This is a genomic window from Pseudomonas sp. GW460-LB5 (genome assembly GCF_059423245.1).
In genome coordinates this window covers 19,350-45,772 of sequence record NZ_JBWKXT010000047.1, presented here as the reverse complement: position 1 = coordinate 45,772, position 26,423 = coordinate 19,350, and the positions used below count along the sequence as shown (strand labels likewise).

The 26,423-nt window shown below is 62.5% G+C and carries 25 protein-coding genes; 16 read left to right on the top strand and 9 right to left on the bottom strand.

The window, feature by feature from the left end; genetic code table 11:
* Window positions 1–66 precede the first annotated feature (66 nt).
* The 8 genes from nuoG to nuoN are packed head-to-tail and all read left to right on the top strand — an operon-like array spanning window position 67 to window position 10,068.
* A complete protein-coding gene (gene nuoG, locus AC07XM_RS23530) occupies window positions 67–2,781 on the top strand; it encodes an NADH-quinone oxidoreductase subunit NuoG (RefSeq protein WP_060516973.1) in 2,715 nt (904 codons plus the stop codon).
* Window positions 2,778–3,785: an NADH-quinone oxidoreductase subunit NuoH gene (gene nuoH / locus AC07XM_RS23525; protein WP_016488222.1), complete on the top strand. Its 1,008-nt coding sequence runs from the start codon at window positions 2,778–2,780 to the stop codon at window positions 3,783–3,785. Before nuoG ends, nuoH begins: the two co-directional genes overlap by 4 nt.
* An 11-nt stretch (window positions 3,786–3,796) precedes the next feature.
* Window positions 3,797–4,345: an NADH-quinone oxidoreductase subunit NuoI gene (gene nuoI, locus AC07XM_RS23520; RefSeq protein ID WP_016488223.1), complete on the top strand. Its 549-nt coding sequence runs from the start codon at window positions 3,797–3,799 to the stop codon at window positions 4,343–4,345.
* Between the two features lie 10 nt (window positions 4,346–4,355).
* Complete coding sequence (gene nuoJ / locus AC07XM_RS23515) at window positions 4,356–4,856, top strand: NADH-quinone oxidoreductase subunit J (RefSeq protein WP_016488224.1); 501 nt, start codon at window positions 4,356–4,358, stop codon at window positions 4,854–4,856.
* Window positions 4,857–4,859: 3 nt separating this feature from the next.
* Window positions 4,860–5,168 carry an NADH-quinone oxidoreductase subunit NuoK gene (gene nuoK / locus AC07XM_RS23510; protein WP_003251446.1) on the top strand — a complete coding sequence of 103 codons (309 nt, stop codon included), beginning with the start codon at window positions 4,860–4,862 and terminating at the stop codon, window positions 5,166–5,168.
* A complete protein-coding gene (nuoL, locus tag AC07XM_RS23505) occupies window positions 5,165–7,018 on the top strand; it encodes an NADH-quinone oxidoreductase subunit L (protein ID WP_016488225.1) in 1,854 nt (617 codons plus the stop codon). The genes nuoK and nuoL overlap by 4 nt, the downstream gene beginning before the upstream one ends.
* A 40-nt stretch (window positions 7,019–7,058) precedes the next feature.
* Complete coding sequence (gene nuoM, locus AC07XM_RS23500; protein ID WP_016488226.1) at window positions 7,059–8,591, top strand: NADH-quinone oxidoreductase subunit M; 1,533 nt, start codon at window positions 7,059–7,061, stop codon at window positions 8,589–8,591.
* A 7-nt stretch (window positions 8,592–8,598) separates the two neighbouring features.
* Window positions 8,599–10,068, top strand: coding sequence for an NADH-quinone oxidoreductase subunit NuoN (gene nuoN, locus AC07XM_RS23495; protein ID WP_016488227.1), 1,470 nt, complete (start codon window positions 8,599–8,601; stop codon window positions 10,066–10,068).
* A gap of 80 nt (window positions 10,069–10,148) precedes the next feature.
* Here nuoN and AC07XM_RS23490 read toward each other — a convergent pair whose 3' ends face one another.
* A complete protein-coding gene (locus tag AC07XM_RS23490) occupies window positions 10,149–10,412 on the bottom strand; it encodes an Ogr/Delta-like zinc finger protein (protein ID WP_016488228.1) in 264 nt (87 codons plus the stop codon).
* Window positions 10,413–10,591: 179 nt separating this feature from the next.
* On the opposite strand from AC07XM_RS23490, the gene AC07XM_RS23485 reads away from it, so the two are divergent.
* Window positions 10,592–10,960, top strand: coding sequence for a helix-turn-helix domain-containing protein (locus AC07XM_RS23485; protein ID WP_102689784.1), 369 nt, complete (start codon window positions 10,592–10,594; stop codon window positions 10,958–10,960).
* On the opposite strand, the gene AC07XM_RS23480 is transcribed toward AC07XM_RS23485, so the two are convergent.
* From AC07XM_RS23480 to AC07XM_RS23470, 3 genes are read right to left on the bottom strand one after another with little or no spacing between them, the layout of a single operon-like run.
* Window positions 10,957–11,319 (bottom strand): hypothetical protein, encoded by a 363-nt coding sequence (locus tag AC07XM_RS23480; protein ID WP_102689785.1) that lies wholly within the window; start codon window positions 11,317–11,319, stop codon window positions 10,957–10,959. The genes AC07XM_RS23485 and AC07XM_RS23480 overlap by 4 nt on opposite strands.
* On the bottom strand, window positions 11,312–11,659 hold the full coding sequence (locus AC07XM_RS23475) for a head completion/stabilization protein (RefSeq protein ID WP_016488231.1): 348 nt from the start codon (window positions 11,657–11,659) through the stop codon (window positions 11,312–11,314). Before AC07XM_RS23475 ends, AC07XM_RS23480 begins: the two co-directional genes overlap by 8 nt.
* 11 nt (window positions 11,660–11,670) lie before the next feature.
* Window positions 11,671–11,919 (bottom strand): helix-turn-helix domain-containing protein, encoded by a 249-nt coding sequence (locus AC07XM_RS23470; RefSeq protein WP_024717878.1) that lies wholly within the window; start codon window positions 11,917–11,919, stop codon window positions 11,671–11,673.
* A 220-nt stretch (window positions 11,920–12,139) separates the two neighbouring features.
* Between AC07XM_RS23470 and AC07XM_RS23465 the strand changes: the two genes are divergently transcribed.
* Window positions 12,140–14,212: a TonB-dependent receptor family protein gene (locus tag AC07XM_RS23465; protein ID WP_016488233.1), complete on the top strand. Its 2,073-nt coding sequence runs from the start codon at window positions 12,140–12,142 to the stop codon at window positions 14,210–14,212.
* A gap of 77 nt (window positions 14,213–14,289) precedes the next feature.
* Here the strand turns inward: AC07XM_RS23465 and chrR are convergent, their stop codons facing one another.
* On the bottom strand, window positions 14,290–14,850 hold the full coding sequence (gene chrR / locus AC07XM_RS23460) for a class I chromate reductase ChrR (RefSeq protein WP_023047506.1): 561 nt from the start codon (window positions 14,848–14,850) through the stop codon (window positions 14,290–14,292).
* Window positions 14,851–15,007: 157 nt separating this feature from the next.
* Here chrR and AC07XM_RS23455 point away from each other — a divergent pair, with 157 nt between their 5' ends.
* Window positions 15,008–15,226: a hypothetical protein gene (locus AC07XM_RS23455; RefSeq protein WP_016488235.1), complete on the top strand. Its 219-nt coding sequence runs from the start codon at window positions 15,008–15,010 to the stop codon at window positions 15,224–15,226.
* Here AC07XM_RS23455 and AC07XM_RS23450 read toward each other — a convergent pair.
* The 4 genes from AC07XM_RS23450 to AC07XM_RS23435 all read right to left on the bottom strand — a co-directional run bounded on the left by AC07XM_RS23450 (window position 15,210) and on the right by AC07XM_RS23435 (window position 19,651).
* Entirely contained in the window at window positions 15,210–17,459 is a 2,250-nt protein-coding gene (locus tag AC07XM_RS23450) for an Orn/Lys/Arg family decarboxylase (RefSeq protein ID WP_023047507.1), read from the bottom strand. The two genes, AC07XM_RS23455 and AC07XM_RS23450, sit on opposite strands and share 17 nt — an antisense overlap.
* Before the next feature lie 146 nt (window positions 17,460–17,605).
* Window positions 17,606–18,364: a DNA polymerase III subunit epsilon gene (dnaQ, locus tag AC07XM_RS23445; RefSeq protein ID WP_016488237.1), complete on the bottom strand. Its 759-nt coding sequence runs from the start codon at window positions 18,362–18,364 to the stop codon at window positions 17,606–17,608.
* A 51-nt stretch (window positions 18,365–18,415) separates the two neighbouring features.
* On the bottom strand, window positions 18,416–18,862 hold the full coding sequence (gene rnhA, locus AC07XM_RS23440) for a ribonuclease HI (RefSeq protein WP_016488238.1): 447 nt from the start codon (window positions 18,860–18,862) through the stop codon (window positions 18,416–18,418).
* Between the two features lie 15 nt (window positions 18,863–18,877).
* Entirely contained in the window at window positions 18,878–19,651 is a 774-nt protein-coding gene (locus AC07XM_RS23435) for a class I SAM-dependent methyltransferase (RefSeq protein ID WP_016488239.1), read from the bottom strand.
* An 85-nt stretch (window positions 19,652–19,736) separates the two neighbouring features.
* Here AC07XM_RS23435 and gloB point away from each other — a divergent pair, with 85 nt between their 5' ends.
* The 5 genes from gloB to AC07XM_RS23410 all read left to right on the top strand — a co-directional run bounded on the left by gloB (window position 19,737) and on the right by AC07XM_RS23410 (window position 26,423).
* Entirely contained in the window at window positions 19,737–20,516 is a 780-nt protein-coding gene (gene gloB, locus AC07XM_RS23430; protein WP_023047866.1) for a hydroxyacylglutathione hydrolase, read from the top strand.
* A gap of 100 nt (window positions 20,517–20,616) precedes the next feature.
* Window positions 20,617–22,047, top strand: coding sequence for a lytic transglycosylase domain-containing protein (locus AC07XM_RS23425; RefSeq protein WP_016488241.1), 1,431 nt, complete (start codon window positions 20,617–20,619; stop codon window positions 22,045–22,047).
* 106 nt (window positions 22,048–22,153) lie between these two features.
* Complete coding sequence (locus AC07XM_RS23420; protein WP_016488242.1) at window positions 22,154–22,663, top strand: hypothetical protein; 510 nt, start codon at window positions 22,154–22,156, stop codon at window positions 22,661–22,663.
* 98 nt (window positions 22,664–22,761) lie between these two features.
* Window positions 22,762–24,591, top strand: a complete 1,830-nt coding sequence (locus tag AC07XM_RS23415; RefSeq protein WP_207268618.1) for an extracellular solute-binding protein — start codon at window positions 22,762–22,764, stop codon at window positions 24,589–24,591.
* Window positions 24,588–26,423 (top strand): extracellular solute-binding protein, encoded by a 1,836-nt coding sequence (locus tag AC07XM_RS23410; protein WP_102689786.1) that lies wholly within the window; start codon window positions 24,588–24,590, stop codon window positions 26,421–26,423. Before AC07XM_RS23415 ends, AC07XM_RS23410 begins: the two co-directional genes overlap by 4 nt.

The window sequence follows — 26,423 nt, the reverse complement described above, 5'->3', positions numbered from 1 at the left end:
TGCCGCAGGCATACAGATTTCCATTAGCCACGCCCGCTCACGCGGGCCAACGAAGAACTTTGAACAATGGCCACTATCCACGTAGACGGCAAAGCGCTCGAAGTCAACGGTGCAGATAACCTGTTACAGGCGTGTCTGTCGCTAGGCCTCGACATCCCTTATTTCTGCTGGCACCCGGCGCTTGGTAGCGTCGGTGCCTGCCGGCAGTGCGCGGTCAAGCAGTACACCGACGAGAACGACACCCGTGGTCGTATCGTCATGTCCTGCATGACCCCAGCCTCCGACGGCACCTGGATTTCCATCGAAGATGACGAGTCCAAGGCGTTTCGCGCCAGCGTCGTCGAATGGCTGATGACCAACCACCCGCACGACTGCCCGGTGTGCGAGGAAGGCGGTCACTGCCACCTGCAAGACATGACGGTGATGACCGGCCACAACGAGCGCCGCTACCGTTTCACCAAGCGTACCCACCAGAACCAGGACCTCGGCCCGTTCATTGCCCATGAGATGAACCGCTGCATCGCCTGCTATCGCTGCGTGCGCTACTACAAGGACTACGCCGGTGGTACCGACCTGGGCGTCTACGGCGCCCACGATAACGTGTACTTCGGCCGTGTCGAAGACGGCGTGCTGGAAAGCGAGTTCTCCGGCAACCTGACCGAGGTCTGCCCGACCGGTGTGTTCACCGACAAGACCCACTCCGAGCGCTACAACCGCAAGTGGGACATGCAGTTTGCCCCAAGCATCTGCCATGGCTGCTCCAGCGGCTGCAACATCAGCCCGGGCGAGCGCTACGGTGAACTGCGCCGGATCGAAAACCGCTTCAACGGCTCGGTCAACCAGTACTTCCTGTGCGACCGCGGCCGCTTCGGTTACGGCTACGTCAACCGCAAGGATCGCCCACGCCAGCCACACCTGGCCGATGGCACCAAGCTGGGCCTGGACGCCGCCCTGGACAAGGCTGCCGACCTGCTGCGCGGCCGTACCATCGTCGGTATCGGCTCGCCACGCGCCAGCCTTGAAAGCAACTACGGCCTGCGTGAGCTGGTCGGTGCCGAGTACTTCTACTCCGGCATGGAAGCGGGCGAACTGGCCCGCGTGCGCCTGGCCCTGAACGTGCTGAACAACAGCCCGCTGCCGGTGCCGACCCTGCGCGACATCGAAGACCACGACGCCGTGTTCGTGCTCGGTGAAGACCTGACCCAGACCGCTGCCCGCGTGGCCCTCGCCGTGCGCCAGGCCACCAAGGGCAAGGCCGAGGCCATGGCCGAAGCGATGAAAGTGCAGCCATGGCTCGACGCCGCCGTGAAGAACATCGGCCAGCACGCGCTGTACCCGCTGTTCATTGCCTCGCTGGCTGAAACCAAGCTGGACGACGTTGCCGAAGAATGCGTGCACGCCGCGCCTGCCGACCTGGCCCGCATCGGTTTCGCAGTGGCTCACGCCATCGACCCGAGCGCACCAGCCGTCGCCGGCCTGGACGACGAAGCCAAGGCCCTGGCCCAACGCATCGCCGACGCGCTGGTTGCCGCCAAGCGCCCACTGGTTGTCGCCGGTACTTCGCTGGCCGACCCGGCACTGATCGAAGCCGCCGCCAACATCGCCAAGGCCCTGAAGCTGCGCGAGAAGGACGGTTCGCTGAGCCTGGTGGTACCTGAGGCCAACAGCATCGGCCTGGCCATGCTCGGCGGCGAGTCCGTGGATGCCGCGCTGGACGCGGTCATCAGCGGCAAGGCCGACGCCATCGTCGTGCTGGAAAACGACCTGTACGCCCGCGTGCCGGCCGCCAAGGTCGACGCCGCCCTGGCTGCGGCCAAGGTGGTGATCGTTGCCGACCACTCGAAAACGCCGACGGTCGACCGCGCCCACCTGGTACTGCCGGCCGCCTCGTTCGCCGAAGGCGACGGAACCCTCGTCAGCCAGGAAGGCCGCGCCCAGCGCTTCTTCCAGGTGTTCGACCCGCAGTACCTGGACAGCAGCATCCAGATCCACGAAGGCTGGCGCTGGATGCACGCCCTGCGTGCCACCCTGCTGAACAAGCCGGTCGACTGGACCCAGCTGGACCACGTTACCAGCGCCTGCGCCGAAGCCGCCCCGCAACTGGCCGGCATCGTCAACGCTGCACCAAGCGCCGCCTTCCGCATCAAGGGCATGAAGCTGGCCCGTGAGCCGCTGCGCTACTCTGGCCGTACTGCCATGCGCGCCAACATCAGCGTGCACGAACCGCGCACCCCGCAAGACAAGGACACCGCGTTCGCCTTCTCCATGGAAGGTTACTCGGGCTCCGCCGAACCGCGCCAGCAGGTGCCGTTCGCCTGGTCGCCGGGCTGGAACTCGCCGCAAGCCTGGAACAAGTTCCAGGACGAGGTCGGTGGCCACCTGCGTGCCGGTGACCCTGGCGTACGCCTGATCGAGTCGCAAGGCGATCGCCTGAACTGGTTCAACGCCATTCCGGGCGCCTTCAACCCGGCCCGTGGCACCTGGACCGCGGTACCGTTCTTCCACCTCTTCGGCAGCGAAGAAAGCTCCTCGCGGGCCGCGCCGGTACAAGAACGTATCCCGGCTGCCTACGTGGCCCTGGCCAAGTCCGAAGCCGACCGCCTGGGTGTCAACGAGGGCGCCCTGCTGAGCCTGAACGTGGCCGGTGTGGCCCTGCGCCTGCCGCTGCGCATCAATGAAGAGCTGGGCGCTGGCCTGGTCGCGCTGCCGAAAGGCCTGGCCGGCATCCCGCCTGCCATCTTCGGTGCATCCGTCGAAGGTCTGCAGGAGGCAGCACAATGAGCTGGTTCACCCCCGAAGTGATCGATGTGATCATCCAGGTCGTCAAGGCTATCGTGGTGCTGCTGGCCGTAGTGGTCTGCGGCGCCCTGCTCAGCTTCGTCGAGCGCCGCCTGCTGGGCTGGTGGCAGGACCGCTACGGTCCTAACCGTGTCGGCCCGTTCGGCATGTTCCAGATCGCCGCCGACATGCTGAAGATGTTCTTCAAGGAAGACTGGAACCCACCCTTCGTCGACAAGATGATCTTCACCCTGGCGCCGGTCGTGGCCATGAGCGCCCTGCTGATCGGCTTCTCGATCATCCCGATCACACCGGGCTGGGGCGTTGCCGACCTGAACATCGGTCTGCTGTTCTTCTTCGCCATGGCTGGCCTGTCAGTCTACGCGGTGCTGTTCGCCGGCTGGTCGTCGAACAACAAGTACGCCCTGCTGGGCAGCTTGCGTGCTTCGGCACAGACGGTGTCGTACGAAGTGTTCCTGGGCTTGGCGCTGATGGGCGTTGTGGTGCAGGTGGGCTCGTTCAACATGCGCGACATCGTTGAGTACCAGGCGCAGAACCTGTGGTTCATCATTCCGCAGTTCTTCGGCTTCTGCACCTTCTTCATCGCTGGCGTCGCCGTGACTCACCGTCACCCGTTCGACCAGCCAGAAGCAGAACAGGAACTGGCCGACGGCTACCACATCGAGTATGCCGGCATGAAATGGGGCATGTTCTTTGTCGGTGAGTACATCGGCATCATCCTCATCTCGGCGCTGCTGGTAACCCTGTTCTTCGGTGGCTGGCACGGCCCGTTCGGCATCCTGCCGCAACTGCCGTTCCTGTGGTTCGCCCTGAAGACCGCGTTCTTCATCATGCTGTTCATTCTGCTGCGCGCCTCGATTCCGCGCCCACGTTATGACCAGGTGATGGACTTCAGCTGGAAGTTCTGCCTGCCGCTGACCCTGATCAATTTGCTGGTGACCGCTGCGATCGTGCTCTACAACACGCCAGCCGTCGCGGCCCAGTGAGGATTTGACCCATGTTCAAGTATATCGGCGACATCGTTAAGGGCACCGGCACACAGCTGCGCAGCCTGGCCATGGTGTTCTCCCACGGGTTCCGCAAGCGCGACACCCTGCAATACCCCGAAGAACCCGTGTACCTGCCGCCGCGCTACCGCGGCCGCATCGTCCTCACCCGCGACCCCGATGGCGAGGAGCGCTGCGTAGCGTGCAACCTCTGCGCGGTGGCCTGCCCGGTTGGCTGCATCTCGTTGCAGAAGGCCGAGACCGAGGATGGTCGCTGGTACCCGGAGTTCTTCCGCATCAACTTCTCGCGTTGCATTTTCTGCGGCCTGTGTGAAGAAGCGTGCCCGACCACCGCAATCCAGCTGACCCCGGATTTCGAAATGGCCGAGTTCAAGCGTCAGGACCTGGTGTACGAGAAAGAAGATCTGCTGATCTCCGGCCCCGGCAAAAACCCTGACTACAACTTCTACCGTGTTGCGGGTATGGCGATCGCTGGCAAGCCGAAAGGCGCTGCGCAGAACGAAGCCGAGCCGATCAACGTGAAGAGCTTGCTCCCATAAGGACAGAAAGATGGAATTCGCTTTCTACTTCGCATCCGGGATCGCCGTGGTCTCCACCCTTCGGGTGGTGACCGGCACAAACCCCGTGCACGCCTTGCTTTACCTGATCATTTCACTGATCTCCGTGGCCATGATCTTCTTCTCACTGGGTGCGCCGTTCGCCGGCGCCCTGGAAGTGATCGCCTACGCCGGCGCCATCATGGTGCTGTTCGTGTTCGTGGTGATGATGCTCAACCTGGGGCCGGCTTCGGTCGCCCAGGAACGGGGCTGGCTCAAGCCCGGCATCTGGGCAGGGCCGGTGATTCTCGGCACCCTGCTGCTGCTGGAACTGCTGTACGTGCTGTTCGTCGCCCCGAGCGGCGCTGGCATCAGCGGCACCACCGTGGGCCCGAAAGAAGTGGGCATCAGCCTGTTCGGGCCGTACCTGCTGGTGGTCGAACTGGCCTCGATGCTGCTGCTGGCTGCAGCCGTCACCGCCTTCCACCTGGGCCGCAACGAGGCGAAGGAGTAAATCATGGGTGCTATCCCTCTCGAGCATGGCCTGGCGGTCGCCGGTATCCTGTTCTGCTTAGGTCTGGTTGGCCTGATGGTCCGCCGCAACATCCTCTTCGTGCTCATGAGCCTGGAAGTCATGATGAACGCCTCTGCCCTGGCGTTCGTCGTCGCCGGGGCCCGTTGGGTCCAGCCCGACGGCCAGGTGATGTTCATTCTGGTGATCAGCCTGGCAGCCGCCGAGGCCAGTATTGGCCTGGCCATCCTGCTGCAGCTGTATCGCCGCTTCCACACTCTCGACATCGATGCTGCCAGTGAGATGCGCGGATGAACCTTCTCTTCCTGACTTTCGTCTTCCCCCTCGTCGGCTTCCTGCTGCTGTCGTTCTCGCGCGGGCGGTTCTCGGAGAACCTGTCCGCCCTGATCGGCGTCGGCTCGGTGGGCCTTTCGGCCGCCACCGCCGCCTATGTCATCTGGCAGTTCAATGTCGCACCACCTGAAGGTGGCGCGTACAGCCAACTGCTGTGGCAGTGGATGTCGGTGGACGGCTTTGCGCCGAACTTCACCCTGTATCTGGACGGCCTGTCGGTCACCATGCTCGGCGTGGTCACCGGTGTCGGCTTCCTGATCCACCTGTTCGCGTCCTGGTACATGCGTGGCGAAGCCGGCTACTCGCGTTTCTTCTCGTACACCAACCTGTTCATCGCCAGCATGCTGTTCCTGATCCTCGGCGATAACCTGCTGTTCATCTACTTCGGCTGGGAAGGTGTAGGCCTGTGCTCGTACCTGCTGATCGGTTTCTACTACAGCAACCGCAATAACGGTAACGCGGCGCTCAAGGCATTCATCGTTACCCGTATCGGCGACGTGTTCCTGGCCATCGGCCTGTTCATCCTGTTCGCCCAGCTGGGCACCCTGAACGTGCAGGAACTGCTGGTGCTGGCACCGCAGAAGTTCCAGGCGGGCGACACCTGGATGGTGCTGGCAACGCTGATGCTGCTGGGCGGTGCGGTCGGTAAATCGGCCCAGCTGCCACTGCAGACCTGGCTGGCCGACGCAATGGCGGGCCCAACCCCGGTTTCGGCACTGATCCACGCGGCAACCATGGTGACTGCGGGCGTGTACCTGATCGCCCGGACCAATGGCCTGTTCCTGCTGGCACCGGACATCCTGCACCTGGTAGGTGTTGTCGGTGGCGTGACCCTGGTACTGGCCGGCTTCGCCGCGCTGGTACAGACCGACATCAAGCGTATCCTCGCCTACTCGACCATGAGCCAGATCGGCTACATGTTCCTGGCCTTGGGCGTTGGCGCCTGGGATGCGGCGATCTTCCACCTGATGACCCACGCCTTCTTCAAGGCCCTGCTGTTCCTTGCCTCCGGTGCGGTGATCGTTGCCTGCCACCACGAGCAGAACATCTTCAAGATGGGCGGCCTGTGGAAGAAACTGCCCCTGGCCTACGCCAGCTTCGTGGTCGGTGGTGCTGCCCTGGCCGCCCTGCCGATCGTGACCGTGGGCTTCTACTCCAAGGACGAAATCCTCTGGGAAGCGTTTGCCAGCGGTAACACCGGCCTGCTGTACGCCGGCCTGGTCGGTGCGTTCATGACCTCGCTGTACACCTTCCGCCTGATCTTCATCGCCTTCCACGGCGAAGCCAAGACCGAAGCTCACGCGGGTCACGGCATCAGCCACTGGCTGCCGCTGGGTGTGCTGATCGTGCTGTCGACCTTCGTGGGTGCCTGGATCACCCCGCCGCTGGCAGGCGTGCTGCCTGAGAGCGCCGGCCACGCCGGTGGTGAAGCCAAGCATGCGCTGGAGATCACCTCGGGTGCCATCGCCATCGCTGGTATCCTGCTGTCGGCCCTGCTGTTCCTGGGCAAGCGCAGCTTCGTCAGCGCAGTCGCCAACAGCGGCATCGGCCGCGTCCTGTCGGCCTGGTGGTTCGCCGCTTGGGGCTTCGACTGGATCTACGACAAGCTTTTCGTCAAACCGTACCTGTTGATCTGCCACATCCTGCGCAAGGACCCGGTAGACCGCAGCATCGGCCTGATTCCTCGGATGGCGCGTGGCGGTCATGTCGCCATGAGCAAGACCGAGACTGGCCAACTGCGCTGGTACACCGCCTCTATCGCCGTGGGTGCCGTGCTGGTGCTCGGTGCCGTGTTAGTGGCTGCGGTATGACAATGAATCTTGCGACTTTGCCAAAGGAAACCAACCCGTCATGATTTTGCCTTGGCTGATCCTGATCCCCTTCATCGGCGGCTTCCTGTGCTGGCTGGGTGAGCGCTTCGGCGCCACCTTGCCGCGCTGGATCGCGCTGCTGACCATGTCCCTGCTGCTCGGCATCGGCCTGTGGCTGTGGGCGACCGGCGACTACACCCTCGCCCCCGCTCCGGGCGCCGAACCTGCCTGGGCCCTGGAATACAAACTCCAGTGGATCCAGCGCTTCGGCATCAGCATCCACCTGGCCCTCGACGGCCTGTCGCTGCTGATGATCCTGCTCACCGGCCTGCTCGGTGTGCTGTCGGTACTGTGCTCCTGGAAAGAGATCCAGCGCCACGTCGGCTTCTTCCACCTCAACCTGATGTGGATTCTCGGCGGCGTGGTCGGTGTGTTCCTGGCCCTGGACCTGTTCCTGTTCTTCTTCTTCTGGGAAATGATGCTGGTGCCGATGTACTTCCTCATCGCGCTCTGGGGTCATAGCTCGGCAGACGGCAAGAAGACCCGGATCTACGCGGCGACCAAGTTCTTCATCTTCACCCAGGCCAGCGGCCTGATCATGCTGGTGGCGATCCTGGGCCTGGTGCTGGTCAACTACAACACCACCGGCGTGCTCACCTTCAACTACAGCGACCTGCTCAAAGCCGAGCTGCCAGCCGGTGTCGAGTACCTGCTGATGCTGGGCTTCTTCATCGCCTTCGCGGTGAAGCTGCCAGTGGTACCGTTCCACTCCTGGCTGCCTGATGCCCACGCCCAGGCACCGACCGCAGGTTCCGTGGACCTGGCGGGTATCTTGCTGAAGACCGCGGCCTACGGCCTGCTGCGCTTCGCCCTGCCGCTGTTCCCGAACGCCTCGGCCGAGTTCGCGCCCATCGCCATGACCCTGGGCCTGATCGGTATCTTCTACGGTGCCTTCCTGGCCTTTGCGCAAACCGACATCAAGCGCCTGATCGCCTTCTCCAGCGTCTCGCACATGGGCTTCGTGCTGATCGGCATCTACTCCGGCAGCCAGCAGGCCCTGCAAGGCGCGGTGATCCAGATGCTGGCCCACGGCCTGTCGGCTGCGGCGCTGTTCATCCTGTCCGGCCAGCTGTACGAGCGCCTGCACACCCGTGACATGCGTCAGATGGGTGGCCTGTGGCACCGCATCGCCTACCTCCCGGCGATCAGCCTGTTCTTCGCCGCTGCCTCCCTGGGCCTGCCAGGTACCGGCAACTTCGTCGGCGAGTTCCTGATCCTGATCGGCAGCTTCGCGCATGTACCATGGATCACCGTGATCGCCACCACCGGCCTGGTATTCGGTTCGGTCTACTCGCTGATCATGATCCACCGCGCCTACTTCGGCCCGGCCAAGGCCGACACCGTGCTGGCTGGCATGGATGGTCGCGAGCTGATCATGGTGCTGGGCCTGGCGGGACTGCTGATTCTGCTGGGCGTGTATCCGCAGCCGTTCCTCGACACCTCTGCCGCCACCATGAGTGGTGTGCAGCAGTGGCTCGGTTCCGCTTTCACTCAACTCGCTTCGGCCCGGTAAGAGCGCTATGGAATTCACCACTCAACACTTCATCGCATTGGCGCCGATGCTGATCACCACCATCACCACGGTGGTGGTGATGCTGGCGATCGCCTGGAAGCGCAACCACTCGCAGACCTTCCTGCTGTCCACCGTGGGCCTGAACCTGGCCCTGCTGTCGATCCTGCCGGCGCTGAAGGTAGCGCCGCTGGCCGTCACCGCGCTGATCACCATCGACAAGTTCGCCTGCCTGTACATGGCGATCATCCTGGTGGCGACGCTGGCGTGCGTCACCTTGGCCCACGCCTACCTTGGCGAAGGCTCCAAGGGCTTCCCGGGCAACCGTGAAGAACTGTACCTGCTGCTGCTGATGTCGGCACTCGGTGGCCTGGTACTGGTCAGCGCCAACCACCTGGCCGGCCTGTTCATTGGCCTGGAGCTGCTGTCGGTACCGGTCTACGGCCTGGTGGCGTATGCGTTCTTCAACAAGCGTTCACTGGAAGCCGGCATCAAGTACATGGTGCTGTCGGCTGCAGGCTCGGCTTTCCTGCTGTTCGGCATGGCCCTGCTGTACGCGGATGCAGGTAGCCTGAGCTTTGACCAGATCGGCAAAGCCCTGGCGACCACCAGCATGCCAAGCCTGGTGGCCCAACTGGGCCTGGGCATGATGCTGGTCGGCCTGGCCTTCAAGCTGTCGCTGGTACCGTTCCACCTGTGGACCCCGGACGTGTACGAAGGCGCCCCGGCGCCGGTCGCCGCGTTCCTGGCCACCGCCAGCAAGGTCGCGGTGTTCGCTGTGGTCGTGCGCCTGTTCATGCTCTCCCCTGCTGCCAGCAGCGGCGCGCTGAGCACCGTACTGGCGGTGATTGCCGTGGCCTCGATCCTTATTGGCAACCTGCTGGCGCTGACCCAGAGCAACCTCAAGCGCCTGCTGGGTTACTCGTCCATCGCCCACTTCGGCTACCTGGTCATTGCCCTGGTTGCCAGCAAGGGCCTGGCCCTGGAAGCCATGGGCGTTTATCTGGTCACCTACGTGATCACCAGCCTGGGTGCCTTCGGTGTCATCACCCTGATGTCCTCGCCTTACGGCGGCCGTGACGCCGATGCACTGTATGAGTACCGCGGCCTGTTCTGGCGCCGTCCGTACCTGACGGCCGTACTGACCGTGATGATGCTGTCGCTGGCGGGCATCCCGCTGACCGCTGGCTTCATCGGCAAGTTCTACATCATCGCCACTGGCGTAGAGTCGCACCTGTGGTGGCTGGTCGGTGCCCTGGTGATCGGTAGCGCCATCGGCGTTTACTACTACCTGCGCGTCATGGTCACCCTGTACCTGGTCGAGCCGAACCTGCGTCGCCATGACGCCCCGCTGAAGTGGGAACAGCGCACCGGTGGCGTCATGCTGCTGGCCATCGCCATTCTTGCCTTCGTACTCGGCGTCTACCCGCAACCGCTGCTGGAGCTGGTCCAGCAAGCCGGCCTGCAACTGATAGGCTGATTGCCCCGGCAACACAAAACACCCCGCCTATGCGGGGTGTTTTTTTATCGGCGTATTTTTGGCCTGCCCCCAGTGACGCCTCACTCAACCCGGCTGGGCTGGCCTGCTCCAGGCAGGGCGGCCTGGCGCAAATCACCATTGGCCGAAGGCAGGTACACTTCCGGATTGGGCATCCCGCTAGGGGACAGTTCATGGGTCATTTCGAATTCGGCACGTACTGACCAGCCACACGCCTCGGTGGTGCATTGCAAATAAGCGATACGCAGGAAAATATGGCGCCCCTCGCTAGTACGTATGCGCATCCGGCTGTGGCAATGCGGGCAAACCAGCTTGTAAGTACTCACGGCAAGTACCTGCTAGCATTGCCCAAGCCAGCCTGTGTGTAAGTATTGGCTGCAACTGTGGGTGTATTCTTCAATTGGGTGGTTCTCATTGCAGAAGTGCTCCTTAAAACGCAGGGCTGTATTCATAACGAGTAGTTTAAGCCCATGGAATATCATTAAACCAGTCATGGATATTTGTTATGAGTACTCACGTACTTGCTGCTGTGCTCACGCGCCTTAAACTGCTGACCGGCTCAGAGTCCGATGCCGAGCTGTCCCGGGCACTTTCGGTGAGCCCACAAACGCTGAGCAGCTGGAAGACGCGCGACAGCATTCCATACTCACTTTGCATAGATATCGCCAGGCAGTATGACTGCTCACTGGACTGGCTGTTGCTGGGCCAGGCCGATCAGCACCCCGCAGGCCCTCATGAAGCAGGCTGGGAATGCGACATGCTTGAGCGCCTGCGTACGCTATCGCCCAGTGATCGCCAGGCCATCCTGCTGTTCATCAAGGACAAGCAGCGTATCCAGCAACTGGAGCGGCAGTTGAGTGAGCTTGGTGGCTAACCCCGCCGGCGCCAGCGCTGGATCAGCTCACGCGGGTCAAGCGTGTCCACCAGCACCATGACCTTGAGGCTGATGGGGATCACCACCACGGCAGCCACGAATGCCGCCATGCCACGGGTCAACAGTGGCACCAGTGACGAAACCAGTGGTTCGAATAAATGGCCCACACCCACGGTGATGAATATCAACAGCAATTTCTTGCTCAGCGTCAGGCGCCTGGCTGTATTGGTAATCAACCGATCGCGCGCCGCACTGACCAGCAATGCCCCCAGCAGCGCAGCGAACAGTACATTGCCATCCACACCGAGCAGCGCCAAGAAGGCCGATGCCAGGTTATCCAGCACAGATTGCTCAGGCATGGGACTGCCCTCGTCGCGGCACAGAAAGGCAGGCCGTCGAACGCAGGCTGTACATGACCGCCGCTTCGACGAACCGGATGTAGCACACCCGCAAGGCACGCCCATGGTCATGCCCGGCGACATCTTCGAGGCGCTTGTAGCCGCGCTCTCGCAATACTGCCCGCCAGCGAGCGAATTCGCGTGCCGCGTCGATGGCCGCACAGCGGGCAGCTACTTCAAGTGCAACCTCACTGACAGGCGCTTGCAGTTGCAGGCGCTCACGCAGCCTGCCCAGGTCCACCCGCGGCCAGAACGGGTCGTGGCTATCGGCAAAGCGCGGCAGCCGAGGATCGTTATCCATGCATCACCCCCTCACTGCCCGGCCAGCATGCCGTAGCGGATCGCTTTGATCACTGCCGCCACCCGTGTAGGCACATCGAACTTGCGCAGGATGTTGGACACATGAAAGTTCACGGTCGACTCCTTGCACGCCAGGATCTGGCCTATCTCCCAGGAACTTTTGCCATAGGCACACCACAACAGCACCTGCTGTTCACGTGGCGTCAAGCGAACCGGAGCGTCAGCGGGGTGTTGCAGCAAATGTCGGGCATTGTCAGTCATGTTTGAACTCCGCAGCTGGTTGAGCGAGGCATCGCTGCCAATTTGCAGCCACCTTACGAAGCGCACGCCACCCCTCTCCACCGATGCGGCTTGTAAAGAACTTTCGTACAAAACCATCTGATGAAGGCTTCACGAAATTTGCTGAGTTCCTGCGTGCTCCAAGCGGCATTTCGCTCGTCTCAACGCCGTTATCCATCCGTTTTTCGCCTGGAGTCGTACAATGCGTTCCGTTTTCCCCCCATCGCACTGCCTTGGCCTGCTGGCTGCCTTTGCTGCCACCCAGCCGGCCCTGGCAGCAACCTCGGTCGAATTAGGCCAGGTGCTGATCACCGATGAGGAGCAGAACGACCTGTCAGCTGCCAGCGAACGCCTGCGCGAGGTGCCAGGCGCCAGTAATCTGGTAGACATGCAACGCGCAGGGCAAGGCCGGGTTGCCAGCAACCAGGATGTGCTGGCCTACCAGCCCGGCGTTTTTGCCCAATCGGCGGGCAACGATGGCATCAAACTGTCGATCCGCGGCTCGGGCATCAACCGCGCTCCGGGGGCCCACGGCTCCGGGGTTTACACGATGTTCGACGGCCTGCCCCTGACGGGCCCGGGCGGTACCCCCTACGAGCTGTTCGAGCCGCTGTGGCTGAGCCGTGCCGAAGTGCTGCGCGGCGCCAACGGTTTCGACCAGGGAGCCCTTGCGCTGGGCGGTGCGATCAACTATGTCACCCACACCGGCTACGACGCCGCCCCGCTACAGGTGCGCTACGAAGTCGGCAGCCGCGGTTACCAGCACCGGCACATCAGCTCAGGTCAAGTGCTGGGCAATCTCGACTACTACGTGGCCCTGACCGATTCGGAATATGACGGTTATCAGGCTCACAGCAGCGGCAGCGCCAAGGGCATTGCCGCCAATGTCGGCTACCGCTTCAACCCGAACCTTGAAACCCGCTTCTACCTGCGTTACCGGGAGACCGAAAACGAACTGGCCGGGCGCCTGACCAAAGACCAGATCAAGCACCACCCCCGCGCGGCCAACCCCGCCTATCTGGCGCGCGACGACAGCCGCCCGCAGCCAGGCAGCACCTGGGTGGGCAACAAGACCACCTTCTACCTCGACGACGATACGCGCCTGGAAGCCGGCCTGGTCTACCACGACTACCCGATGGACCTGCGCGAAGGCCCGATGCGCCTGAAAGTGGCCTACACCGATGTCAGCGGTACGCTGAACTATTTCCGCCGCGACACCCTGTTCGGTCATGAGAGCAAGACCACCATCGGCTGGCGCACCACCAAGCACCTGCCCAACAGCGGAGCCTCGCAGTTCGCGCGCAATGGCGATGTGTTCGGCGCACGTACCCGCGATTTCACTTACCAGGGGTCGGACACCGTTGTGCATGCAGGTAATGACCTGGAGCTGGTGCCCAACCTCTGGCTGACCACCGGCCTGGCCATGATCTACACGCGCCGCGAAAGTGACGTGACCTACCCGGCCGAAGGCGGCAAGGTGAGCATGCATGACTGGGACTTTGCACCGCGCCTGGGGTTGCGCTACGACATCCGCCCGGACCTGCAGGTGTATGGCAATCTCAGCCGCTCGGTAGAGCCGCCACACCCGTGGTCGCTGATCTGGAGCGCCCCCAGCACAGGCGGCAAGCAGATCCAGCCGATCGAGATGCAGAACCAGACCGCCACTACCCTTGAGCTGGGGGCGCGTGGCGACTCGGCGTTTGGCCACTGGGACCTTGCCTGGTACTACTCGCAAGTGCGCCACGAACTGCTGGCCGTGGAAGTGGTGCCGAACTTCACCTCGGAGTTCAACGCCAGCGCCACCGTGCATCAAGGCGTGGAAGCCGGCCTCGACAGCACCCTGTGGGAACGCGCCGGTACCGGCAAGCTGAGCGTACGCCAAGCCTACACCTTCAGCGACTTCCACTACCGTGATGACGACAAGTTTGGCGACAACCGCCTGCCCGGCATCCCCATGCACTACTACCAGGCCGAACTGCGCTATGACTGGCCGAGCGGCTTCTACGCCGGGGTCAACACGCAAATGGCGTCGAAAGTGCAGGTGGACTATGCCAACAGCTATCACGCCGATGCATATGCCTTGCTAGGCGCGCGCCTGGGCTGGAATTCACCCAAACAGGACTGGCAGACGTGGCTGGACCTGCGCAACCTGACCAACAAGCGCTATGCGGCGACAGTGACACCCACCTACAACGATGCCGGCCAGGACAACGCCCGTTCGACGCCGGGCGAAGGGTTTGGCGTTTACGCCGGTGTTTCCTACAGCTTCCGCTAGAACATGCAGCGCAGTGTTTCTGCAGGAGCAGCCTTGTGCTGCTCCTACAAAGGCCGCGCTCACCCGATGATTGCGGATCAAACCGCCCTGTTCAACTTCACCCACGAAGCAAACTTGTCGACAAACGCCTGCAAGAATGGCCGGGTCTTGTCGTTGAGCTTGCCCGAGTCCTCGAACAGGCTTGCTGCCCCGCCAATGTAGGCCTCGGGCATTTGCATGCATGGCATGTCCAGAAACACCAGCGACTGGCGCACGGCATGGTTGGCGCCAAAGCCTCCAATGGCCCCGGGCGATACACTCACCACCGCCGTCGGCTTGCCACCCCAGGCACTTTGCCCGTAGGGCCGCGAACCCACGTCGATGGCATTTTTCAGGCAACCAGGCACCGAGCGGTTGTATTCCGGGGTAACGAACAGCACCGCATCACTGCGGCGGATCTCCTCGCGAAAACGCTTCCACGCCTCTGGCGGCGCTTCGGCCTCGACGTCCTCGTTGTACAACGGCAAATCGCCAATTTCGACGATCTTCAGGGCAAGGCTGGACGGCGCCAGCTCCGAAAGTGCGCGGGCGACCTTGCGGTTGTACGACTCCTTGCGCAAGCTACCCACGACAACCGCTACCGAATACACCTGGCTCATGGCAATTTCCAACCTTTGCTGGGTAAAGGGACGTTGTAGTTATAGATGACCGTTGCTCGGCGCTTTGGTTTTTTTTCCTCAGGGTGAAAACTTCCGAGGCTGTTGCACGGTCTATGCCTTCAGACATTTTCTACGTAATTCAGAGGTTTCCACCCAAATGGCAGCAGTAATGGTCGGCCAATTCCACGCCCGTGACGCCGAAGGCCGTATCTACCCCGTGCACGAGTTCCAGGAGTCCACCTTGCAACTTGACGGCAGCACGCTGGGCGCCCCCATCACCACTTACCGCCTGGCCATCGGCGACAAGGTCAACCACCTCGGTGAAAACCGCTTCGAACTGGCGCGCAGCGGCGTCGAGATCATTCGCATTCCGTGATGCAGTCCACGGTGTAACGGCCGCTCTCGTTCTGCAGGCCATGCACGTCGGCGACAAAACCGGGGAAGCCCTGGTTGAATGCCCGGGCGAAGGCCAGGTAGTCGAGTATCGAGCGGGTCGCCTCGGTGAACCGCTCGCCCGGCATGATCAATGGAATACCGGGCGGATACGGCACCAGCATCACCGCTGCCACACGCCCCAGCAGCGCCTCGATCGGCACCGCCTCCACGTCCCCACGCACCATCTGGTCATAGGCACGGGCCGGGCTCACGGCCACCTCCGGCAAACGCGTGAACAGCCGCTTCAGTTGCTTGGCCGTGGCATTGGCGCGGTAGCAGTCATGCAACTGGTCACACAGGTCGCGCAACCCCATCCTCTGGTAGCGTGAAGCATCAGCTGCCACCACGCTCGGCAGACAACTGCTCAGGGCTGTGTTGCCATCATAGTGGCGTTTGAATTCCAGCAACTCCGTCAGCAAAGTGCTCCACTTGCCTTTGGTAATGCCCATGGAAAACAGCACCAGGAAGCTGTACAGGCCGGTTTTCTCCACCACCAGCCCCCGCTCCCAGAGAAATTTGCTGACCACCGCCGCCGGGATGCCATGCTCGCCCAGCACACCACCCGCACTCAGGCCCGGCATTACCAATGTGACCTTGAGCGGGTCGAGCAGCACGTAGTCGTCCACCACTTCGCCAAAGCCATGCCACTCGGCACCCGGTTGCAGCAACCAGTCCTGCGCGGCCAGGCGCTGGATACCTTCGGTGCCCGGCGGCTGCCAGATACTGAACCACCAGTCATCCGCAGCAATGTGCTCGCGCAAGTTGGCCAGGGCACGACGAAAACTCAACGCTTCGTCGAACATCTCTTGCAGCAGTGAATGCCCCGCCGGCCCTTCCATCATGCTTGAGGCTACATCCAGCGAGGCAAGGATGCTGTACTGCGGCGAGGTCGAGATATGCATCATGAACGCTTCGTTGAAGCGGTCTCGGTCCAGTTGCCGCCTGGCCCCGTCCTGCACATGGATCATCGAGGCCTGGCTGAACGCGGCCAGCAATTTGTGGGTGGAATGGGTACTGAACACCAGCGGGCTGCCCGCCGTGCAGGCCGTGCCCATGGCATAGCGCCCGGTGAAGAAATCATGAAACGCCGCATAGGCAAACCAGGCTTCGTCGAAGTGCAGCACCTCTACACTCGCACCCAAGCACTGCTTTATCATCCCGGCGTGGTAACACAGCCCGTCGTAGGTGGAGTTGGTCACCACCGCCAGCTTGATGCGCCGCCCGCGATCACGGGCAAGGGGGTTGGCCTGGATCTTCGCCTCGATAGCCTCGGGGCTGAATTCGCTGAGCGGGATCGGGCCGATGATACCCAGCTCGTTGCGCTCCGGGCACAGGTACAGCGGAACGGCGCCAGTCATGATAATTGCGTGAACCACCGACTTGTGGCAGTTGCGGTCCACCAGCACCAGGTCGTCACGGCCGACCATGGCGTGCCAGACGATCTTGTTGGCCGTGGAAGTACCATTGATGACGAAGAAGGTGTGGTCAGCACCGAAGTTACGCGCCGCCCTGGCTTCAGCCTCGGCCAAGGGGCCGGTGTGGTCGAGCAGCGAGCCGAGTTCCGGCACGGATACGGAGAGGTCCGAGCGCAGGGTGTTTTCCCCGAAGAACTGATGAAACGCCTGGCCCACCGGGCTTTTGTGGTAGGCCACGCCACCGCCGTGGCCCGGGGTGTGCCAAGAATAGTTGGACTGCGCGGTATGCTGCACCAAGGCTTTGAAAAACGGCGGCAGCAAGCCGTCAAGGTAGGTATGTGCGGCACGCGCCACCTGGCGGGCGAGGAACGGCACGGTGTCTTCGAACAGGTAAAGAATGCCACGCAGCTGGTTAAGCTCGCTCATGGCTTCGGCGGGGGCGTTTTCCAGGGTTACCTGCTCACCCAGGGCGAAAATCGGCAGATCGGGTGCGCGCAGGCGGGCCAGGCGGATCAGTTCGGCCATGTTCTGCAGCAGGTGGGTATTCTCCCCAACGCCTTCGGCAGCGATCAGCATGCAGGCCAGGCCGTGGTGAGTGGCGGCGACCAGACGGGCTTCGGCGTGGTCAGCGGCGGCGAGAATGGCGAAGCCATCCTGGCGCAGTTCCTCGGCGATACCCCGCACGCGCTCGCCAGCGACACTGTCGGCCTTGATGGCGCGGTGGACGATGAGGATCGGGAACTTGAGGTCCTTGTACATCAGGTGGCTACCTCCGAAGGACATGGCGTCCACTTCAGGGTAGTTGACGGGCCGGTCTTGAGCGTTGAGGTGACGCGTAGATCGAGCGCCGCCCGCGCGGCGCTCGATCTCAAAGGCGCCACACAACCCACGGCAAGCAGAAAAAATTACCCTGTTGGCGTCTCGGTAAGGACCTGCCACATGGAGGGCCCACCCGCCGACTTGGCAACGGCGGCCAGCCGCTCGGCATGCGCCTCCAGTTCCTCGGTACTGGCCATGATCACCCGCCCCGGCGTACGCCCGACAATGCGGCGGATCTCGCTGCCGCCAGCGCCCTGCCCGTCATCTTCGGCATCCGCCCCATGGCCAGCCAGCGACAGGCTGGTCTGGCCACCGGTCATCGCCAGGTAGACGTCAGCCAGCAGTTCCGAGTCGAGCAATGCGCCGTGCAACTCACGGCCCGAGTTGTCGATGTCGTAGCGTTTACAGAGCGCATCGAGGCTGTTGCGCTGCCCCGGGTGGCGCGAGCGCGCCAGCAACAGGGTGTCGAGGATGGTGCAATGTTGCGAAATGTCAGCGCGATGCTGCTGGCCCAGCAAGGCGAATTCGTTGTTGATGAAGCCAACGTCAAACGCCGCGTTATGGATGACCAGCGTGGCGCCCTGGATGAATTCGAAGAATTCCTCGGCTACATCGCCAAAGCGTGGCTTGCCGACCAGGAAAGTATCGGTGATGCCGTGGACGTTGATAGCGCCCTCGTCACTCTCGCGGTCCGGCTGCAGGTAGACGTGGAAGTGCCGCCCGGTGAGGCGCCGGCCGATGACCTCGACACAGCCAATCTCGATGATGCGGTGGCCTTCGCTGACCGGCATACCCGTGGTTTCGGTATCGAGAATGACGAAGCGTTTATCTTGCTGCTGCTCCACGCGGGGCGCTCCAACTTGCATCAGTTACAAAGGCCGCAATTGTACCCCAGCTCAACGCTGGGCGCGCACCTCATCGACCCCACGGTTGGCCAGTTGGTCAGCGCGCTCGTTCCCGGGGTGACCAATGTGGCCGCGCACCCACTTCCAGCTCACCTTGTGGCGGTTGACCTGTTCATCGAGCTGCTGCCACAGGTCGGCATTTTTCACCGGCTCTTTGGCTGCGGTTTTCCAGCCGCGCTTCTTCCAGTTGACCATCCACTCGTTGATGCCTTTCATCACGTACTGCGAGTCAGTGGTCAGCACCACGTCGCACTCACGCTTGAGCGACATCAGCCCCTGGATGGCCGCCATCAGTTCCATGCGGTTGTTGGTGGTTTCACGTTCGCCGCCCCACAGTTCCTTCTCGACGCCCTTGTAGATCATCAGGACGCCCCAGCCACCCGGGCCAGGATTGCCTTTGCAGGCACCATCGGTAAACATTTCGACGCTATCGCTCATGTACCACTCTTGAATTCAGTGCTTGTCAGTTTCAGGGTTGGCCGCCGTGCGGTTCACCTTGGCCAGCGGCAGCGGCAGCAACTTGCCCATCGGCTCGCGGCGCTCCGGGCGCAACGGCCGCAGGCCCACCACCATCTTGCGCGCCACCAGCAGGTACACCCCGCCACCAGAGGTCTGCCAGCCGCCAGCCACCCGTTCCCAGCCCGCCAGGCGCTGCTGCCAGGCCGGTGAGGCAAGCGGCGGACGATAGCACCCGAAGCGGCGTTTCTCCAGCGCGAAGCCCAGCAGGTTGAGCCAGTCGCCTACCCGCGACGGCGAGATACAGCGGGCCTTGCGCAGGGCATCATGGCTGAAGAAGTGGCGCATGCCCCAACTGCTCCACGGGTTGATCCCGACGATCAGCAGGTGCCCGCCCGGGCGTACGGCGCTGGCGGCCTCGCGCAGCAAACCGTGAGGCGACAGGCTGAAATCCAGGCCATGTTGCAGCACCACCACATCGGCGGCGTGCTCGCTCAATGGCCAGGCCTGTTCTTCACAGGCAATCTCCACCCCTGGTAGCGGCGCCCCAAGGCGCACGTTGCGCTGCACCTGGGGGGCGCTGGGCGGCGGCTCCGCGCAGGGGCCGTAGTGCACGAGGTAACCCCCGAAGAAGCGCCCGAGCTCTTCTTCCAGCAGTTTTTCCTCTTCCTTGAGCATCAGCTGGCCGAGCGGGCCATTGAACCACTCACGGGCCAGGCTGATCAGCTTGACCCAGTCCGGGTCGGCCTGGGCAAAGGCTTGGTCGGTCATTGCGCTCTCCCTCGAAGGTTCTCCCACCGCGCCATCGCGGCTAAGATGCCTTCATGTGCCACGCTTGGCGAATCGGATCCGCACCATGATACAGATCGATGCTCTCCCCGCTTTCTCCGACAACTACATCTGGTTGTTACAGGATACTGCCAAACGCCGCTGCGCGGTGGTCGACCCCGGAGATGCCGGCCCAGTGGAACGCTGGCTGTCGGCCAACCCAGACTGGGTGCTCAGCGACATCCTGATTACCCACCACCACAACGACCATGTCGGCGGCGTGCAACGGCTCAAGCAACTGACCGACGCACGGGTCTGCGGCCCGGCCAACGAGCACATTCCCTGCCGCGACCTGGCGCTGGACGACGGCGACCCAGTGACGGTGCTTGGCGTGACGTTTCAGGTCCTGGCGGTGCCTGGCCACACCTTGGGGCATATCGCGTTCTTCAGCGATCAGCCGCCGACGCCAGTATTGTTCAGTGGCGACACCCTGTTCGCCGCCGGGTGCGGGCGAATGTTCGAGGGTACACCCGAACAGATGCAACCGGCCCTCGCCCGCCTGGCGGCGCTGCCGCCACAAACTGAAGTGTACTGCGCCCACGAATACACCCTCAGCAACCTGCGCTTTGCCAAGGCGGTGGAACCCACCAACCTGCACGTTCTTGAGCGGTTCGAGGACGTTACCCGTTTGCGCGCCGACAATCGCATCACCTTGCCATCAACGATTGGCCTGGAACGCCTCACCAACCCCTTCCTGCGCACCTCTGAAACATTAGTTAAACAAAAAGCAGACGAATGGAAGGGACATTCAAACGACTCGCAGGTCACTGTTTTTGCTGCCTTGAGGTCTTGGAAGGACACCTTCTGATAACCTCAAGATATATCGCAAAGCGCTGACAACGGTTGACCCGGCCGGGAGCGGTTTCTAGAATCGCCGAAATTTTTTGCCCGGATACCTGTCCCAGCCGATGTCTTCCCGTAGCCGCAGAACCGCTCATTCAGTCGCCTTGACGCGCCTGGCCCAAATCAGTGCGCTGGCGCTGGCCGCCACCCTGGTGGGCTGCCAGAGCACCCGTCAGCTTGACGACTCCGAAAGCGTTCGCGCGCACAATTACCAGGCGCGGATCAAGCACAAGCCTGCACCGCTGCTGGTCAAGCCGGTTGAGAAAACGCCGCAGGACGTTTGGGAGCGCATGCGCCAGGGCTTCGCCCTGCAGGACAGCATCGACGTCAACCCGCGCATCGAGCAGCAGCGCCTGTGGTTCGCCAGCAACCCCACCTTCATCGAAAGCGCCGGTGAGCGCGGCAGCCTCTACCTGCACTACATTGTCGAGCGTCTTGAAGAGCGCGACATGCCGCTGGAGCTGGCGCTGCTGCCCGCCATCGAGAGCGCCTACAACCCGATGGCCTATTCACGTGCCAGCGCTGCCGGCATGTGGCAGTTCATGCCAGCGACAGGTCGCCACTTCAACCTGCGCCAGACCAACTTCTACGATGGCCGCCGCGATATCACCGCGTCGACCAACGCAGCACTGGATTACCTGACCCGCCTGCACGACATGTTCAACGGCGACTGGCTGCTGGCCCTGGCCGCTTACAACGCCGGCGAAGGCACGGTCAGCCGCGCCATGGAACGCAACGAAAGGCTCGGCCTGCCAACCGACTACTGGAACCTGCCGCTGCCGCAGGAAACCCGCGACTATGTGCCCAAGCTGCTGGCCTTGTCGCAGGTGGTACTCACGCCTGAAGCCTATGGCGTCAACCTGAACCCGATCGCCAACGAGCCCTACTTCGAAGCGGTAGCCATCAATGATCGCCTGGACCTGTCGCGGGTGGCGGCCTTTGCCAATATCGACGAAGACGAGCTGATCCAGCTCAATCCGGCCTTCAAGAAGCGCATGACCGTGGACGGCCCGCAGCAGCTGTTGGTACCAACCGCCAAAGCGCAGTTGCTGAGCGACAGCCTGTCCAACCTCAAGCCCGAGCAACTGGTCAGCCTGCAACCAAACAAGGCCGTGTTCGCCCGCGCTGTGGCCGAAGCCAAGGCGCCGGTAGCGGCACGCAGCTACCGGGTCAAGCGTGGCGACAACCTGGGCGCCATCGCCAAGGCCAACCGCGTTTCGGTCAGTGACATCAAGCGCTGGAACCGCCTGTCCGGCAACAGCCTGCGTGCCGGCCAGGTGCTGGCCCTGCGCGGTGGCAATGGGCCGAGCGCCGCCGGCAATCGGGTTGCTGCTTCCGGCAAGCGCTCTACCCAGTACAAAGTACGCAAGGGCGACTCGCTGTACCTGGTGGCCAAGCGTTTCAACGTTGAGATGCAGCACCTCAAGCGCTGGAACCCGCGCAGCGGGCATGCATTGAAGCCCGGGCAGACACTGACCGTTTACTTGTCGCATTGATCTGAAGCTCCGGGTACACCTGCCATGGTGTGGTAATCGGCTAATACCTCGCGCAACCTCCAACAGCTGAAGCTGCAGCCTCCACTCCATCAAAGAGGCTGCACCCATGGCACCGTCTCAAAACAGCCAGCTCCAACGCTTCGAAGCCAACATTCATGATGTCTTCAGCTTTACCCGGGCGGAGTACCTGATCAACGATGATGGCGACTTCGACCTCTATACCTTGCGTTTTATCGATCCCCAGTACCAGATCACCAAATCTGCGCAACATGACAGGGGCGACCATAGGCGCTTGAAGCCGGCCGTGGCGCCTATCCTGGTAGCCTATTCAGACCATTTCATGAGGGGTACTTTCTCCTCTCACATTTCGTATCTTCATTTTGTATATCCTGCTGGAAAGCAGCTGACGCACAAAGTGCTCAACACCGACATAACCGTCAATCAGGTACCTGGGCAGATGAACGCGCTGCGCTTTCGCCAAGAGCGGGATGTGCCGGACAATTGGGTTGCGAACACGTACTGGGTTCTGACCGACCAGCACGGCACCGAATACAAAATCCAATTCACTTCAGAAGATAACGCCAACTTGATCGGCATCGCCCGTTATCCAGGTTGAGATCAAGATGGAGCGTCCATTCGGACGCTCTTTTTCCAATCTCACCAAGCTGTTACTGTACCCGATCAAAGCCCAACGCCTCTGGATCGGATGCCGACTTGATACGTCCCCTCCTGCTGTCACTCAGCCTGGCCTTGAGCTTTCCCGTAGCCGCGATGGTGAGCGAAAGCCACGGATACGCGCAGTTCGGCACGCTCAAGTACCCAGCCACATTCACCCATTTCGACTGGGTCAACCCGCAAGCGCCCAAGGGCGGTACCTTGCGCGCCATGGCTTTTGGCACCTTCGATACCCTCAACCCCTACACCTTCAAGGGGTCGAGCCCGATCACCACGCCCAATTTCCAGCAGTACGGCATCAGCGAGCTGAACGAGCCGCTGATGGTCGGCACCGGCCAGTACGACCCGTCGGGTGACGAGCCGACCTCCAGCTACGGCCTGATCGCCCGTTCGGTCGAATACAGCGAGGACCGCAGCTGGGTGGTGTTCAACCTGCGCCCGGAAGCCCGCTGGCATGACGGCCAGCCGATCACTTCGGCAGACGTGGCCTTTTCCTACCGCACGTTGCTCAAGGACGGCCACCCGATCTACCGCACCAACCTGCAGGAAGTGCAGCGGGTAGACATCCTCGGCCCGCTGCGCATCCGTTTCGTGTTCAAGCGCGCCGGCAACCCGCTGCTGATCCTGCGCCTGGGCGAAATGCCGGTGCTGCCCAAGCACTACTGGCAAAAGCGCGACTTCAAAGCCACTACCTTCGAGCCACCCTTGGGCAGCGGCCCCTACCGCATCACCCAGGTACAACCCGGGCGCCGGCTGGTGTTCGAACGGGTGAAGAACTATTGGGGCAAGGACCTCGCGGTCAACCGTGGCAAGTACAACTTCAAGCGCGTGGAATACGAGTTCTACCGCGACGCCACGGTCGCGTTCGAAGCGTTCAAGGCTGGCGAATTCGACATCTACATCGAGCACCAGGCGAAGAACTGGGCCAACGGCTACAACTTCCCGGCCGTGCGCCGCGGCGAGGTGATCAAGGCGCAGATCCCGCACCGCATCCCCACGCAAACCCAGGGCCTGTTCATGAACAGCCGTCGGGCCACCTTCAGCGACCCACGGGTACGCCAGGCGCTGGGCCTGATGCTGGACTTCGAGTGGACCAACCGCGCCCTGTTCAGCAGCGCCTACCGCCGCTCGACCAGTTACTACCCCAACAGCGAGTTCGCCGCCAGCGGCGTGCCTACCGGTAAGGAATGGCTGTTGCTGGCGCCGTTCCGCGACCAGTTGCCGGCCAAGCTGTTCAGCGAACCCTACAAGGTCAGCCAGACCGATGGCCGCGGCATCAACCGCCAGACCCTGCGCCAGGCCTTGGGCCTGCTTGCCGAGGCTGGCTGGAAGCTGAACGGCCAGCGCCTGCTCGACAGCAAGGGCCAGCAACTGCGCATGGAACTGCTGCTGGTTAACCCCAACCTTGAACGCATCCTGCAACCTTATGTCGAAAACCTGGCCAGCATCGGCATCGATGCACGCTTGCGCACCGTGGACCGTGCCCAGTACAAACAACGTCTGGACCAGTTCGATTTCGACATGATTCTGATGACCTTGAACCAGACCCTGAGCCCCGGCCTGGAGCAGTGGCTGTACTTCCATTCCAGCCAGGCCGCGACCAAGGGCAGCAAGAACTATGCTGGGGTCAAGGACCCGGTGGTCGATCACCTGCTCGACACCCTGCTGGCCGCACGCACCCGCGACGATCAGGTCGCCGCCGCCCGCGCCCTGGACCGCGTGCTCTCATGGCAGTACTACATGATCCCCAACTGGTACCTCGACAACCATCGCCTGGCCTACCGCAACCGGTTCGCCTTCGTCACCACGCCGCCCTATACCCTCGGGCTGAACAGCTGGTGGATCAAGACTTCGGAGAAAGCCCAATGACGCCAACGCACCGCCTGCGCCGGCTGGCATGCAGCCTGTTGCTCGCCTGCCTGAGCCTTCCCACCCTGGCCGCACCGCAGCACGCGCTCACCCTGTACGACGAGCCACCCAAGTACCCTGCCGACTTCAAGCACTTCGACTACGTCAACCCCGACGCGCCCAAGGGCGGCACCTTCCGCCAGTCCAGCTTCGGCGGCTTCGACAGCCTCAACCCTTTCATCAACAAAGGCGTATCGGCCGAGAACATCGCCAGCATCTACGACACGCTGATGCGCCAGAGCCAGGACGAGCCGTTCACCGAATACGGCTTGGTGGCCGGCAAAATCGAGAAAGCCCCGGACAACAGCTGGGTGCGCTTCTACCTGCGCCCCGAAGCCCGCTTCCACGACGGCCACCCGATGCGCGCCGAGGACGTGGTGTTCACTTTCAACGCCCTGATCAAGGACGGTGCACCGCTGTACCGCCAGTACTACGCCGACGTCGCTGAGGTGGTCGCCGAAGACCCGCTGAAGGTGCTGTTCAGGTTCAAGCACAAGGGCAACCGCGAGCTGCCGCTGATTCTCGGCCAACTGCCCGTGCTGCCCAAGCACTGGTATGAAAACCGCGACTTCAACCGTGGCAACCTGGAAATCCCCCTGGGCAGCGGCCCGTACAAGGTCGCCGAGGTCAAGGCCGGCCGCTCGGTGCGCTACGAGCGGGTCAAGGACTACTGGGCGAAGGACCTGCCGATCAACCGTGGCTTCTACAACTTCGACATCATGACCTTCGATTCCTACCGCGACACCACCGTCGCCCTGGAAGCGCTCAAGGCCGGGGCGTTCGACTATGCACTGGAAGTCAGCGCGAAGAACTGGGCCACCGCCTACAACGTGCCCGCCGTGCGCGAAGGCCGCCTGATCAAGGAAGAGCTGCCCAATGGCAACCCCACCGGCATGCAAGGTTTCGTCTTCAACATCCGCCGCCCGGTGTTCCAGGACATTCGCGTGCGAAAGGCACTGAGCCTTCTGCTGGACTACGAGTGGACCAACAAGCAGCTGTTCAACGGCGCCTACACCCGCACCGGCAGCTACTTCGAGAATTCGGAAATGGCCGCCCATGGCTTGCCTGGCCCCAACGAGCTGAACATCCTCGAGCCGCTGCGGGGCAAAATCCCCGATCAGGTATTCACCGAGGCTTACAAGAACCCGGTCAGCGACGGCAGCGGCATGATCCGCGAGCAGCAGCGCCAGGCCTACAAGCTGCTGCAGGACGCCGGCTGGAAAATCGTCGATGACAAGATGGTCGACGCCCAAGGCAAGCCGGTAACCATCGAGTTCTTGCTGGCGCAGACCGAGTTCGAACGCATTCTGCTGCCGTTCAAGCGGAACCTCGCCGACCTCGGCATTGACCTGAGCATCCGCCGGGTCGACGTTTCCCAGTACATCACCCGCCTGCGTTCACGTGACTACGACATGATCGTCGGCGGCTACCCGCAGTCCAACTCGCCGGGTAACGAACAGCGCGAGTTCTGGTCCAGTGCCGCCGCCGACAACCCCGGCAGCCGCAACTTCATCGGCCTGCGCGATCCGGCCATCGACCAGTTGGTGGAACAACTGATCAACGCCGACTCCCGCCAGAGCCTGATCGACCACTGCCGTGCCCTCGACCGCGTGTTGCTATGGGGCTACTACGTGATCCCCAACTGGCACATCAAGACCTGGCGCGTGGCCTACTGGAACCACATCGGCCACCCGAAAGTGTCGCCCAAATACGACATCGGCATCGACACCTGGTGGATCAAGCCCGGGGTAACCCCGGCGGTCAGCGAAGCCCCTGCGGACGAGGCCAACTAA

Excerpts from the sequence above, each read along its gene's own strand:
- nuoG (WP_060516973.1), top strand. The coding sequence starts at position 67 with ATGGCCACTATCCACGTAGACGGCAAAGCGCTCGAAGTCAACGGTGCA.
- nuoH (WP_016488222.1), top strand. The coding sequence starts at position 2,778 with ATGAGCTGGTTCACCCCCGAAGTGATCGATGTGATCATCCAGGTCGTC.
- nuoI (WP_016488223.1), top strand. The coding sequence starts at position 3,797 with ATGTTCAAGTATATCGGCGACATCGTTAAGGGCACCGGCACACAGCTG.
- nuoJ (WP_016488224.1), top strand. The coding sequence starts at position 4,356 with ATGGAATTCGCTTTCTACTTCGCATCCGGGATCGCCGTGGTCTCCACC.
- nuoK (WP_003251446.1), top strand. The coding sequence starts at position 4,860 with ATGGGTGCTATCCCTCTCGAGCATGGCCTGGCGGTCGCCGGTATCCTG.
- nuoL (WP_016488225.1), top strand. The coding sequence starts at position 5,165 with ATGAACCTTCTCTTCCTGACTTTCGTCTTCCCCCTCGTCGGCTTCCTG.
- nuoM (WP_016488226.1), top strand. The coding sequence starts at position 7,059 with ATGATTTTGCCTTGGCTGATCCTGATCCCCTTCATCGGCGGCTTCCTG.
- nuoN (WP_016488227.1), top strand. The coding sequence starts at position 8,599 with ATGGAATTCACCACTCAACACTTCATCGCATTGGCGCCGATGCTGATC.
- AC07XM_RS23485 (WP_102689784.1), top strand. The coding sequence starts at position 10,592 with ATGAGTACTCACGTACTTGCTGCTGTGCTCACGCGCCTTAAACTGCTG.
- AC07XM_RS23480 (WP_102689785.1), bottom strand. The coding sequence starts at position 11,319 with ATGCCTGAGCAATCTGTGCTGGATAACCTGGCATCGGCCTTCTTGGCG.
- AC07XM_RS23475 (WP_016488231.1), bottom strand. The coding sequence starts at position 11,659 with ATGGATAACGATCCTCGGCTGCCGCGCTTTGCCGATAGCCACGACCCG.
- AC07XM_RS23470 (WP_024717878.1), bottom strand. The coding sequence starts at position 11,919 with ATGACTGACAATGCCCGACATTTGCTGCAACACCCCGCTGACGCTCCG.
- AC07XM_RS23465 (WP_016488233.1), top strand. The coding sequence starts at position 12,140 with ATGCGTTCCGTTTTCCCCCCATCGCACTGCCTTGGCCTGCTGGCTGCC.
- chrR (WP_023047506.1), bottom strand. The coding sequence starts at position 14,850 with ATGAGCCAGGTGTATTCGGTAGCGGTTGTCGTGGGTAGCTTGCGCAAG.
- AC07XM_RS23455 (WP_016488235.1), top strand. The coding sequence starts at position 15,008 with ATGGCAGCAGTAATGGTCGGCCAATTCCACGCCCGTGACGCCGAAGGC.
- AC07XM_RS23450 (WP_023047507.1), bottom strand. The coding sequence starts at position 17,459 with ATGTACAAGGACCTCAAGTTCCCGATCCTCATCGTCCACCGCGCCATC.
- rnhA (WP_016488238.1), bottom strand. The coding sequence starts at position 18,862 with ATGAGCGATAGCGTCGAAATGTTTACCGATGGTGCCTGCAAAGGCAAT.
- AC07XM_RS23435 (WP_016488239.1), bottom strand. The coding sequence starts at position 19,651 with ATGACCGACCAAGCCTTTGCCCAGGCCGACCCGGACTGGGTCAAGCTG.
- gloB (WP_023047866.1), top strand. The coding sequence starts at position 19,737 with ATGATACAGATCGATGCTCTCCCCGCTTTCTCCGACAACTACATCTGG.
- AC07XM_RS23425 (WP_016488241.1), top strand. The coding sequence starts at position 20,617 with ATGTCTTCCCGTAGCCGCAGAACCGCTCATTCAGTCGCCTTGACGCGC.
- AC07XM_RS23420 (WP_016488242.1), top strand. The coding sequence starts at position 22,154 with ATGGCACCGTCTCAAAACAGCCAGCTCCAACGCTTCGAAGCCAACATT.
- AC07XM_RS23410 (WP_102689786.1), top strand. The coding sequence starts at position 24,588 with ATGACGCCAACGCACCGCCTGCGCCGGCTGGCATGCAGCCTGTTGCTC.